This is a genomic window from Roseomonas sp. E05 (genome assembly GCF_030063475.1).
In the GTDB taxonomy this organism is placed as follows: Bacteria; Pseudomonadota; Alphaproteobacteria; order Acetobacterales; family Acetobacteraceae; genus Pseudoroseomonas.
Genome location: NZ_JASIRT010000018.1, coordinates 1 through 11,245 on the forward strand (window position 1 = coordinate 1; position 11,245 = coordinate 11,245).

The 11,245-nt window shown below is 70.9% G+C and carries 10 protein-coding genes; 8 read left to right on the plus strand and 2 right to left on the minus strand.

The genetic code is table 11. The annotated features are described in order from the left end of the window. The first annotated feature begins 142 nt into the window (after nt 1–142). The 5 genes from QMO56_RS16920 (at nt 143) to QMO56_RS16935 (ending at nt 6,205) form a co-directional block, all read left to right on the plus strand. Nucleotides 143–595, plus strand: coding sequence for a DUF2497 domain-containing protein (locus QMO56_RS16920; RefSeq protein WP_283527575.1), 453 nt, complete (start codon nt 143–145; stop codon nt 593–595). Between the two features lie 70 nt (nt 596–665). Then, nucleotides 666–3,365 carry a valine--tRNA ligase gene (locus QMO56_RS16925; RefSeq protein WP_283527577.1) on the plus strand — a complete coding sequence of 900 codons (2,700 nt, stop codon included), beginning with the start codon at nt 666–668 and terminating at the stop codon, nt 3,363–3,365. A 238-nt stretch (nt 3,366–3,603) separates the two neighbouring features. Next, nucleotides 3,604–5,328 (plus strand): dihydroxy-acid dehydratase, encoded by a 1,725-nt coding sequence (gene ilvD / locus QMO56_RS16930; protein ID WP_283527579.1) that lies wholly within the window; start codon nt 3,604–3,606, stop codon nt 5,326–5,328. 297 nt (nt 5,329–5,625) lie between these two features. Next, on the plus strand, nt 5,626–6,021 hold the full coding sequence (locus tag QMO56_RS27010) for a hypothetical protein (RefSeq protein WP_408906535.1): 396 nt from the start codon (nt 5,626–5,628) through the stop codon (nt 6,019–6,021). A 1-nt stretch (nt 6,022) separates the two neighbouring features. Next, complete coding sequence (locus QMO56_RS16935) at nt 6,023–6,205, plus strand: hypothetical protein (RefSeq protein ID WP_283527581.1); 183 nt, start codon at nt 6,023–6,025, stop codon at nt 6,203–6,205. 14 nt (nt 6,206–6,219) lie between these two features. Here the strand turns inward: QMO56_RS16935 and xth are convergent, their stop codons facing one another. After that, entirely contained in the window at nt 6,220–6,987 is a 768-nt protein-coding gene (gene xth, locus QMO56_RS16940) for an exodeoxyribonuclease III (protein ID WP_283527583.1), read from the minus strand. Nucleotides 6,988–7,002: 15 nt separating this feature from the next. Beyond that, entirely contained in the window at nt 7,003–7,359 is a 357-nt protein-coding gene (locus tag QMO56_RS16945) for an iron-sulfur cluster assembly accessory protein (RefSeq protein ID WP_283527585.1), read from the minus strand. A 113-nt stretch (nt 7,360–7,472) separates the two neighbouring features. On the opposite strand from QMO56_RS16945, the gene QMO56_RS16950 reads away from it, so the two are divergent. The 3 genes from QMO56_RS16950 to QMO56_RS16960 are packed head-to-tail and all read left to right on the plus strand — an operon-like array spanning nt 7,473 to nt 11,239. Beyond that, the gene (locus QMO56_RS16950) at nt 7,473–8,624 is read left to right on the plus strand and encodes a deoxyguanosinetriphosphate triphosphohydrolase (protein WP_283527586.1); all 1,152 of its coding nucleotides are present in this window, start codon (nt 7,473–7,475) and stop codon (nt 8,622–8,624) included. 9 nt (nt 8,625–8,633) lie between these two features. Continuing rightward, a complete protein-coding gene (gene argS / locus QMO56_RS16955) occupies nt 8,634–10,421 on the plus strand; it encodes an arginine--tRNA ligase (RefSeq protein ID WP_283527588.1) in 1,788 nt (595 codons plus the stop codon). Continuing rightward, nucleotides 10,418–11,239 (plus strand): SPOR domain-containing protein, encoded by an 822-nt coding sequence (locus QMO56_RS16960; RefSeq protein WP_283527590.1) that lies wholly within the window; start codon nt 10,418–10,420, stop codon nt 11,237–11,239. The genes argS and QMO56_RS16960 overlap by 4 nt, the downstream gene beginning before the upstream one ends. The last annotated feature ends 6 nt before the right edge of the window (nt 11,240–11,245 follow it).

The following is an 11,245-nucleotide window of genomic DNA, read 5'->3' on the forward strand; positions in this document are numbered from 1 at the left end:
AACCTGGCCGCCGCCGTCGGACGCCTCACCGCCCGCGACCTCGCCCTCCCCGTCGCACAGTACGACATGGAGGAATACTACAACGCCGTCCGCTCCAAGTGGTTCGGTACAGGCAACCCCCTGGACAGGAAGGGAGAATGACATGGCGGAGCCTTCGTCCAACTCGCCCGACCCCTCCATGGAGGACATCCTTGCCTCCATCCGGCAGATCCTGAACGAGGATGAGCTGCAAGGTCCCAGGGACCAGCCGCTGCAGCTGACCGAGGACATGATGGTGCGGCCCGCGCTGCCCGCGCCGGAAGAGTCCAGGCAGCCGGAGGAGCCGGACACGCAACCGGCCACGCCGGCGAAGATGGCCGAGGCCTCTGCCGGCGCGACCGCCGCGGTGGTCGCCGCCCTGGAGGGGCTCGCCCAGGCCGTCGCGCGCAACCCCCAGGCGCCCGTCCGGCGTGGCGTGGGGCCGAGCATCGAGGACGTGGTGCGCGAGGAGCTCCGGCCGCTGCTCAAGGCCTGGCTCGACGAGCATCTGCCCGCCATCGTGGAGCGGCAGGTGAAGGCCGAAATCGCCCGCCTGACGGGCCGCGGCGCCGGCTGAGACCAGCGGGGCGGGCGATCCGCGCCGGAGCCTCTTGACGGGCGGGCGGCTCCCGCCCAAGCGTGCGCCCATGCTCGACAAGACCCTCTCGCCCGCCGCCTTCGAACAACGCCTCTATGAGGGGTGGGAGGCGAGCGGCGCCTTCAGTGCCGATCCCGGCAGCAGCGCGGCGCCCTTCACCATCATGATCCCGCCGCCCAACGTCACGGGCAGCCTGCATATCGGCCACGCGCTGACCTTCACGATCCAGGACACGCTGATCCGCTGGCGGCGCATGCAGGGGCGGGACGCGCTGTGGCAGCCTGGCACCGACCATGCCGGCATCGCCACGCAGATGGTGGTCGAGCGGCTCCTGGCCGGGCAGGGGGTGGACCGGCGGGAAATCGGGCGCGAGAAGTTCCTGGAGCATGTCTGGGAGTGGAAGGCGCAGTCGGGCGGCAACATCACCCGCCAGCTCCGCCGCCTCGGCGCCAGCCTGGACTGGCCGCGCGAGCGCTTCACCATGGATGCCGGCCTGTCCGACGCCGTGCGCGAGGTCTTCGTCACGCTCCACGAGCAGGGGCTGATCTACCGCGACCGCCGGCTGGTGAACTGGGACCCCAAGTTCCAGACCGCCATCTCCGACCTGGAGGTGGAGAGCCGCGAGGTGAAGGGCAGCCTCTGGCACCTGCGCTACCCCGTGGAGGGCGCGCCGGGCCGCTTCATCGTGGTCGCCACCACCCGGCCGGAGACCATGCTGGGCGACACCGCCGTGGCCGTCCACCCGGAGGACGAGCGGTTCCGCGACCTCGTCGGCAAGTTCGCCATCCTGCCGCTGGTGGGCCGCCGCATCCCCATCGTGGCCGACGAGTACTCCGACCCCGAGAAGGGCTCGGGCGCGGTGAAGATCACCCCCGCGCATGACTTCAACGATTTCGCCGTAGGCAAGCGGCACAACCTCGCCATGCCCTCCGTGCTCGACGCGGACGGCCACGTCTTCCTCGGCGAGATCGAGGCGGATCTGGCGACGGTCGAGGGCGTGGCGGCGCCGGAATTCGTCAATTCCCTCGCCGGGCAGGACCGCTTCGCCGCCCGCAAGGCGATCGTCGCCGAGCTGGAGCGGCTGGAGCTGGTCGAGACCATCGAGGCGCACACCCATGCCGTGCCGCATGGCGACCGCTCCGGCGTGCCGATCGAGCCGCGCCTGACGCTGCAGTGGTATTGCGATGCCGCGACCCTGGCCAAGCCGGCCATCGAGGCCGTGGAGACCGGCCGCACCCAGTTCGTTCCGAAGCACTTCGAGAATATTTTCTTCTCCTGGATGCGCGACATCCAGCCCTGGTGCATCTCGCGCCAGCTCTGGTGGGGCCACCAGATCCCGGCCTGGTACGCGCCGGATGGCAGCGTCTTCGTCGCCCGCAGCGAGGAGGAGGCGCTCGCCCAGGCCCGCGCCAGGCTGGGCGACAGCGTGACGCTGGAGCGCGACCCGGACGTGCTGGACACCTGGTTCAGCTCCGCCCTCTGGCCCTTCAGCACCCTCGGCTGGCCGCAGCAGACGCCGGAACTCGCCAAGTACTACCCCGGCGACGTGCTGGTGACGGGCTGGGACATCATCTTCTTCTGGGTCGCCCGGATGATGATGATGGGCCACCACTTCATGGGCGACGTGCCCTTCCGCACCGTCTACATCCACGGTCTGGTCCGCGACGAGAAGGGCCAGAAGATGTCGAAGTCGAAGGGCAACGTCATCGACCCGCTGGAGCTGGTGGAAAGCTTCGGCGCCGATGCGCTGCGCTTCACCATCGCCTCGCTGGCGACGCCGGGGCGCGACGTGAAGCTCGGCCGCAAGCGCGTCGAGGACTTCCGTTCGTTCGGCACCAAGCTGTGGAACGCCGCGCGCTTCTGCGAGATGAACGGCATCGCGCCGGACGCCGGTTTCGACCCGACGAAGGTGGAAACGCCGCTCGCCCGTTGGATCCTGGATGCGGCCAACGCCGCCATCCGCGAGGCCACCGAGGCGCTCGAAGCCTACCGCATGGATGACTATGCGGGCGCCTGCTACCGCTTCGTCTGGAACAGCTTCTGCGACTGGTTCCTGGAATTCGCCAAGCCCGCCCTGAACGGGCCGGATGGCGCCGAGAAGGCCGAGGTGAAGGGCGTCGCGCAGCATGTGCTGGGCACCATCCTGCGCCTGCTGCACCCGGTGATGCCCTACGTCACCGAGGAGCTGTGGGACCGCTTCGGCTATGGCGCCGAGTTCAGCCTGATCCGCGCCGCCTGGCCGCAGCCGGTGGCCGTGCCGGGCGCCGAGCAGGCCCGCGCCGAGCTGGACTGGCTGGTGAGCCTGATCTCCACCGTGCGGGGTGTGCGCTCCGAGATGAACGTGCCGCCCTCTGTCACCGTGCCGCTGCTGCTGCAGGGCGCCTCGGCGGAGACGCTGGCGCGCGGCGGGCGCTGGATCGAGGCGATCCGCCGCCTCGGCCGGGCCACCGAGTTCCGTGCCCTGGCCGAGGGCGAGGACCTGACGGGCGTGGCGCAGGCGGTGGTCGGCGAGGCGACCGTGCTGCTGCCGCTGGCCGACGCCATCGACCTCCCCGCCGAGCGCGCCCGTCTCGCCAAGGAGCGCGACAAGGCCCGGGCAGAGGGGGCAAAGGTCGCGCAGAAGCTGGCCAATGCCGACTTCGTCGCCCGTGCCAAGCCGGAGGTGGTGGAGGAGAACCGTGAGCGCCTCGCCGGTTTCGAAGCCGAGGTGGCGCGGCTTGAGGCCGCCCTGGCCCGCATCGGCGGGTGAAAGCACTGGGGGAGAAAGAATTCTCCTCCAGACCCCCCCCTTCTTCTTTCTGTCTGTCTTCAAGGTCGCGACTGCTGCGCCGGTGCGCCTGACCTGCGGAAGGGCACCAACCTCGAAGAAAAAGATGGGGGTCTGGGGGAATTCTTTCCCCCAGCCTTTCCGGCGGCTCTCGGTTGCCCCCGGAGGAGTGCTGCGCGATACCTGTTGCGGGACGCAACGACGAGAAAGGTACGCCGGCATGGCCGAGCAGAAATGGGACAAGTCGCGCCTGCCGAGCCGCCATGTGACGGTCGGCCCGGAGCGCGCTCCGCACCGCTCCTACTACTATGCCATGGGCATGACCGAGGAGGAGATCGCCCAGCCGCTGGTGGGCGTCGCCACCTGCTGGAACGAGGCGGCGCCCTGCAACATCGCGCTCAGCCGGCAGGCGCAGAGCGTCAAGCAGGGGGTGAAGCACGCCTTCGGCACGCCCCGCGAGTTCACCACCATCACGGTGACCGACGGCATCGCCATGGGCCACCAGGGCATGAAGTCCTCGCTGGCCAGCCGCGACGCCATCGCCGACACGGTGGAACTCACCATGCGCGGCCACTGCTATGACGCGCTGGTCGGCCTCGCCGGCTGCGACAAGTCCCTGCCGGGCATGATGATGGCCATGCTGCGCCTGAACGTGCCCAGCGTCTTCATGTATGGCGGCTCGATCCTGCCCGGGAAGTTCAAGGGCCGGGACGTCACGGTGGTGGACGTGTTCGAGGCGGTCGGCCAGCACGCCGCCGGCAACATGTCGGACGAGGACCTGCACGCGCTGGAATGCGTCGCCTGCCCGAGCGCCGGCGCCTGCGGCGGCCAGTTCACCGCCAACACCATGGCGACCGTCTCCGAGGCCATCGGCTTGGCGCTGCCCGGCTCCGCCGGCGCCCCCGCGCCCTATGAGGACCGCGACAAGTGGGCGGTGGAATCCGGCAAGGCGGTGATGGAGCTTCTGAAGAAGAACATCCGCCCGCGCGACATCGTCACGAAGGAATCGCTCTACAATGCGGCGCTGATCGTCGGCGCCACGGGGGGCTCCACCAATGCGGGCCTGCACCTGCCGGCCATGGCGCATGAGGCCGGGATCAGGTTCACGCTGCAGGACGTCGCTGAAATTATGCGCAAGGCGCCCTATATCGGCGACCTCAAGCCCGGCGGCCGCTATGTGGCCTATGACGTCTACAAGGTCGGCGGCATCCCGGTGATCGTGAAGGCGCTGCTCGATGCCGGCCTGCTGCACGGCGACTGCATCACCGTCACCGGCCAGAGCCTGGCGGAGAACCATCGCGAGGTGATCTTCCCGAAGGACCAGGACGTCATCCGCCCGGTCTCCGACCCGATCTCGCCCACTGGCGGCGTGGTCGGCCTGCAGGGCAATCTCGCCCCGGACGGCGCCATCGTGAAGGTCGCGGGCATGAAGCACCTGCGCTTCGAGGGCACGGCGCTCTGCTTCGACTGCGAGGAGGATGCCTTCCAGGCCGTCGAGCAGCGCGCCTACAAGGAGGGCGACGTCATCATCATCCGCTACGAGGGGCCGAAGGGCGGCCCCGGCATGCGGGAGATGCTCTCCACCACCGCCGCCATCTACGGCCAGGGCATGGGCGACAAGGTCGCGCTGATCACCGATGGCCGCTTCTCCGGCGCCACGCGCGGCTTCTGCATCGGCCATGTCGGGCCTGAGGCGGCGGTCGGCGGCCCGATCGGCCTGCTGAAGAACGGCGACCGCATCGTCATCGACGCCGAGAAGGGCAGCATCGACGTGCTGATCTCCGACGAGGAGATGGCGAAGCGCCGCGCCGAATGGCAGCCGCGCCGGACCGACTACAATTCCGGCGTGCTGTGGAAATACGCACAGACCGTGGGGCCGGCCCATCTCGGTGCCGTCACCCATCCCGGCGGCGCGGCCGAGACGCATTCCTACGCCGACATCTGAGGCGGCACGGGCGGGCGCTGGGGTCCACTTGTTGCAGGGGCGGCAACATGCCGCCCCTCTTTGTCACGCTTCCGCCCTGGCTTCGCCATCCTTCCCGTGAAAGCTCCCTGCATCGCCGCTGCAGCCTTCGGGCCCCAGGCGGCGTTGCGGAGGGGAAGGGCGCCGATGGCCATGCGGGCCTGTCCCGCAGGGCCAGCCTGCTTCCCGGACGCAATCTTGCAGCAGTGTTCCGGCCGCCTTCCGGCGGCTGGGGAAGGAGAACCAACGATGCTGAACCGGCGCAGCCTTCTGGGCGGAATGCTGGCGGGGCTTGCTACCCTCCCGTGCGCAGCTCCGGCCGAGGCGCAGCCCTACGGTCCGCCGCCGGGCGGCCCTTCCGGCCGCGGGCCGGATCAGGGACCGGGCCGGGGGCCGGACCACGGACCGGATCGGGGGCCATCCTCGGGCCGCGGGCCGCAGGCGGGCCGTGGACCGCATCGCCCGCCTGCGCCGCCGCCGCCCCGCCCGGAGCGTCCGCCGGGAGCGCCGCCGCGCCCGCACCTGACGTGGCAGCCCGGCCACTGGATCTGGGGCGGTGGTCGCTATGATTGGGTGCCGGGGCGCTGGGTTGAGCAGCGACGGGGCCGCTGGCGGGAAGGCCGTTGGGTCGAGCGGCGCGGTGGCTGGGTCTGGGTCGAGCCGGGCTGGCGCTGAGATGACCGGCCGGTCCGCGGTTCTGCTGTTCCTGGCCGGCGCCGGGCTTGGGCTGGGTGGTTGCACCATCCAGCCGGTCCTCGGCGTTTATGCCCCGCCGCCCTCCTACTACGTGGAGCCTCCACCACCGCCACCTGCGCCCTGGATTCCTCCCGCGCCGCCCTCCCCGCCGCCGGGCTGGTGAGGGGAGGGAGAGAATCAGGTCAGGTCGATGATGACCGGCGCGTGGTCCGAGGGCTGCTCCTGAGCGCGCGTGGCGAGATCCACCGAGGCGGCGGAAAGCCGTTCGGCCAGTTCCGGCGAGAGCAGGGCGTGGTCGATCCGCAGGCCCCGGTTGCCCTCGAAGGCCGGGCCGTAGTCCCAGTAGGTGTAGATGCGCTCGGCCGGGTGCAGGGCACGCACGGCATCGGTCAGGCCGAGATGCAGCAGGGCGTTGAAGGCGGCCCGGCTCTCGGGGCGGACGAGGGCATCGGTCGGCGGCATGGCGCCGGGCGGCGAGTCCAGCGCGCCGGGGCAGACGTTGAAGTCGCCCAGGATCGCGAAGGGAATGAAGCTGTCCAGCCGGTCCTCGGCAATGGCGCGCAGCCGCTCCATCCAGCGCAGCTTGTAGGCGAAGCCCTCCGCCCCGCCGGAATTGCCGTTGGGGAGATAGATCCCGGCGAAATGCGCCCCCCCGGACGCCACCTCGACATAGCGGGCATGCTCATCGGCGCTCTCGCCGGGCAGTTCCTCGGCCTTCACCTCGAAGGGAACCCGGCCGAGCACGGCGACGCCGTTCCGGCCGCCGGGCTGGCCGACGGCATGGATGCGGTAGCCGAGATCGGCCAGTTCGGCGGCCGGGAACTCCTCCGTCCGGCACTTCAACTCCTGGAGGAAGAGCAGGTCGGGCTGGGCGGATTGCAGGAAACGGCGCAGATGCGGCACGCGCTTGCGCACCGAATTCACGTTGAAGCTGGCGAGACGCACGGAGGCGGCGCTGCTTCAGCCGATGGAAAAGGAGGCGCCGCAGCCGCAGCCCGAGGCCGCCTGCGGGTTCCTGATGGCGAAATGCGCGCCGATCAGCTCGTCCGCCCAGTCCAACTCGCCGCCGGCGAGAAGGTCCAGGCTGACAGGGTCGATCATGACGCGGGCCGCGCCGCCCTCCAGCACCAGGTCGTCCGCGGCCGGGCTGTCCTCAAGCTGGAAGGAATACTGGAAGCCGGAGCAGCCCCCGGCCTGCACGGCAACGCGAAGCCCGGCCTGCGGGCGGCCCTCGCGGGCGGCGATCTCGGCCACCTGGGCGAAGGCGCGCGGCGTGACGCGGAAGGCGGCGGTGGCAGGCGTGGTGCCGTCGGGCATGGCGGAAACTCCTTGGCCCGCAACATAGGCGGGGCAGGGCAGGTTTCCAACCGCCCGCCCGGGGTTTCAGCGGCGTTGCGGCCCGGCGGAGCGGCTGGTAAGCCGCCGCGATCATGCCCGAGCTCGCACCCTTCGCCGTCCGGCCCGAGACTTCGCGGGGCCGGCTCCACCCGGAGCCGGCGGATGGCGTGCGCTCGCCCTTCCAGCGGGACCGTGACCGCATCATCCACAGCACGGCCTTTCGCCGCCTGCAGTACAAGACGCAGGTCTTCATCTACCATGAGGGCGATGCCTTCCGCACCCGCCTGACCCACAGCATCGAGGTGGCCCAGCTCGCCCGCTCGATCGCGCGGCGCCTGCGGATCGACGAGGATCTGGCCGAGGCGCTGGCCCTGGCGCATGACCTCGGCCATCCGCCCTTCGGCCATGCCGGGGAGGAGGCGCTGAACGGGCTGATGCGCCCCTATGGCGGCTTCGACCACAACGCCCAGAGCCTGAAGGCGGTAACGGTGCTGGAGAAGCGCTATGCCGGCTTCGACGGGCTGAACCTGACCTGGGAGACGCTGGAGGGGCTGGCCAAGCACAATGGCCCGATCCGCCGCCCGTCGCCCTTCATGGCGGAGTATGACGGCCGGCATCCGCTGGACCTGGGCAGCCATGCCTCGGTCGAGGCGCAGGTCGCCGCCCTGGCCGACGACATCGCCTACAACAACCATGACCTCGATGACGGGCTGCGCGCCGGGCTGTTCACCCTGGACGAGGCCGCCACCCTGCCACTGGTCGGCGATGCGGTGCGCGAGGTTCGCACGCTCCACCCCGAGGCCTCGCCGGGCCGGCAGGCCAGCGAGGCGATCCGGCGCGTCATCAACGTCATGGTGCAGGACGTGATGACGGAGGCGGGGCGCCGGCTGGCCGCGCTGGCGCCGCGGAGCGTCGAGGACGTGCGCGCCGCCGGCCGCCCGATGATCGCCTTCAGCGAGCCGATGCAGGCCGCCAACCAGCAGGTGCGCGACTTCCTGCGCGGCCGGATGTACCGCCACTGGCGCGTCAACCGCACCACGCAGAAGTCGAAGCGCGTGGTGCAGATGCTCTTCAGCCTGCTGCATGGCGGGCCGGACATGCTGCCGCCCGAGTGGCGGGAGGGCGCCGGCGCGCCCGGCACCGCACGCTGCGCCGCCGTGGTCTGCGACTACATCGCCAGCATGACCGACCGCTTCGCGTTGGACGAGCACCGGCGCCTCACCGACCCCCACATTCCCGGCTGAACGGACACCATGGAACAGACCCCCGCCGCCCCGCAGGACATCTTCGCCGCGCTGCGCACGGAGGTTCTGGCCTGCCTGCGCCGCATCCTGCCCGAGCTGCCCGAGGAGGCGCTCTCCCGCGTTGCCGTCGAGCCGCCACGCGACGCCGCGCATGGCGACATGTCCACCAACGCCGCCATGGTGGTGGCCAAGGCCGCGAAGCTGCCGCCGCCGAAGATCGCCGCGCCGCTGGCCCAGGCGCTGGCCGAGCTGCCGATGGTGGCCGAGGCCGCGCCGGCCGGCCCTGGCTTCGTCAACCTGCGGCTGACCGAGACCTTCCTGCTCGGCCAGGTGCCCTTGGTGCTGGGCGCCGGCGAGGACTACGGCACCAGCCCGGCCGGGCAGGGCGTGCGCGTGGACGTGGAATACGTCTCCGCCAACCCGACCGGACCGATGCATGTGGGCCATTGCCGTGGCGCCGTGGTGGGCGATGCGCTGGCCAACCTGCTGGCCAAGGCCGGCTACGAGGTCACCAAGGAATACTACGTCAACGATGCCGGCGCGCAGGTGCAGGCGCTCGCCTATGCCGCCTACTGGCGCTACCTCCAGGCGCTCGGCACGCCACTGACCGAGGAGGAATACGCCGCCTCCACGCCGAACGGGCTGCAGTATCGCGGCGAATACCTGATTCCGGTGGGGGAGGCGCTGAAGGCGCAGCATGGCGAGGCGCTCGCGCCCGGCGCGCGCCCGGCCGATCCCTCGCTCTGGCTCGACACGGTGCGCGAGTTCGCCGTGGCCCGGATGATGGACGAGATCCGCGGCGATCTCGCCGCGCTCGGTGTCGAGCACGACGTGTTCATCAGCGAGGCCGCGCTGGTGAAGGCGGGCGTGGCCGACCGTGCCATCGCCGAGCTGGCCGCCAAGGGCTTTGTCTACGAGGGCGTGCTGGAGCCGCCCAAGGGCAAGCTGCCGGATGACTGGGAGCCGCGCCCGCAGACGCTCTTCGCCTCCACCCGCTTCGGCGACGACGTGGACCGCCCGCTGCGCAAGAGCGACGGCAGCAACACCTATTTCGCCAACGACATCGGCAACCACGCCGACAAGATCGCGCGCGGCTTCGACGAGCTGGTGCAGGTCTGGGGCGCCGACCATGGCGGCTATGTTTCGCGCATGAAGGCGGCGGTCGCGGCGCTCTCGGGCGAGAAGCCGGTCGGCTTCGAGGTGGTGCTGACGCAGATCGTCAAGGTGATGAAGGGCGGCGAACCGGTGCGCATGTCCAAGCGCGCCGGCACCTACATCACGCTGCGCGACCTGATCGACGAGGTGGGGCGCGACGCCGTGCGCTTCACCATGCTGACGCGCAAGTCGGACGCGCAGATGGACTTCGACCTCGACAAGGTCGTCGAGCAGTCGCGCGACAACCCCGTCTTCTACGTGCAGTACGCGCACGCGCGCTGCCGTTCCGTGCTGCGGCAGGCTGGCGATCCCGCAGCGGTTGAGCTGACCGGGGTGCCGCTCGATATGCTGCGTGACCCTGCCGAGCTGGCCCTGATCCGCCGCATGGCCACTTGGCCGCGCACGGTGGAGGCCGCTGCTGCGGCGCGGGAGCCACACCGAATTGCCTTTTATCTCCATGACTTGGCCGCCGACTTTCATATTTTGTGGAACCGTGGGCGGGATGATGCGACACTCCGCTTCATCCGCGCCGAGGAGCCGGAAGCCACGCGGGCGCGCCTCGCGCTGGTTGCCGCCACGGCCGTCGTCATTCGCTCGGGCCTGCGGGTCATGGGCGTCGCGCCAGTTGAGGAGATGCGGTGAGGGAAGCTCAGGTCCCGTCCTATCGTGTGCGGCAATCATCCGGAGAAAGCGGACCGCCGCGCCTGTTTCTCGTGGCGGGCGGCATCGCCGGGCTGCTTGCCGTTGGCGGCCTCGTCGGCTGGGCGGTGACGCGGTACACGGACACCACCATCCCCGTGATCGAGGCCGACTCGCGCCCCATCAAGGTGAAGCCGGAGGACCGGGGCGGCCTGCGCGTCCCGAATCAGGACGAAATCATTTTCGAGCGGCGCAACATGGGCTCGCCCTACGAGCCGAGTGGCCGCCTCGGCCCGGCGGCCGAGACGCCGAACCTCGATGCGTTGCGCGCTGCCACCACGCCGCCGGGCACCACGCCGCCGCCGGGCACCGCGCCTGTGGCGCCGCCGCCGCAGCCGGCCATCGAGGCGGCCCCCGCGCCGCCCCCGGCCGCGCCGCTGGAGGCTGCCCCGCCGAGCGGTCCGGCGCCGGTCGTCCAGGCCCCCGCGCCCGCCGCACCGATGCCCGCGCCTGCGCCGGCTGCGCCCGTCAGGACGGCTGTCGCGCCGCCGCCGGCTCCCGTCCGCGCCGTGGGCGGAGTGGTGGTGCAACTCGGCGCGCTCGACTCGGAGGAGGGGGCCCGCACGGAGTGGGAACGCCTTGGCCGGCGCGCCCCGGACCTGATGCAGGGCCGCACGCCGCACATCATCCGCTTCGAGCGCGAGGGCAAGCCGACCATGTGGCGCCTGCGCACCGGCGGCTTCGACAGCCGCGAGGCGGCGAACACCTTCTGTGAGTCGATGAAGAGCCGGGGCGGCGCCTGCGCCGTCATCGGGGGCTGAAAGGGC

Excerpts from the sequence above, each read along its gene's own strand:
- QMO56_RS16920 (WP_283527575.1), top strand. The coding sequence starts at position 143 with ATGGCGGAGCCTTCGTCCAACTCGCCCGACCCCTCCATGGAGGACATC.
- QMO56_RS16925 (WP_283527577.1), top strand. The coding sequence starts at position 666 with ATGCTCGACAAGACCCTCTCGCCCGCCGCCTTCGAACAACGCCTCTAT.
- ilvD (WP_283527579.1), top strand. The coding sequence starts at position 3,604 with ATGGCCGAGCAGAAATGGGACAAGTCGCGCCTGCCGAGCCGCCATGTG.
- QMO56_RS27010 (WP_408906535.1), top strand. The coding sequence starts at position 5,626 with ATGCTGGCGGGGCTTGCTACCCTCCCGTGCGCAGCTCCGGCCGAGGCG.
- QMO56_RS16935 (WP_283527581.1), top strand. The coding sequence starts at position 6,023 with ATGACCGGCCGGTCCGCGGTTCTGCTGTTCCTGGCCGGCGCCGGGCTT.
- QMO56_RS16945 (WP_283527585.1), bottom strand. The coding sequence starts at position 7,359 with ATGCCCGACGGCACCACGCCTGCCACCGCCGCCTTCCGCGTCACGCCG.
- QMO56_RS16950 (WP_283527586.1), top strand. The coding sequence starts at position 7,473 with ATGCCCGAGCTCGCACCCTTCGCCGTCCGGCCCGAGACTTCGCGGGGC.
- argS (WP_283527588.1), top strand. The coding sequence starts at position 8,634 with ATGGAACAGACCCCCGCCGCCCCGCAGGACATCTTCGCCGCGCTGCGC.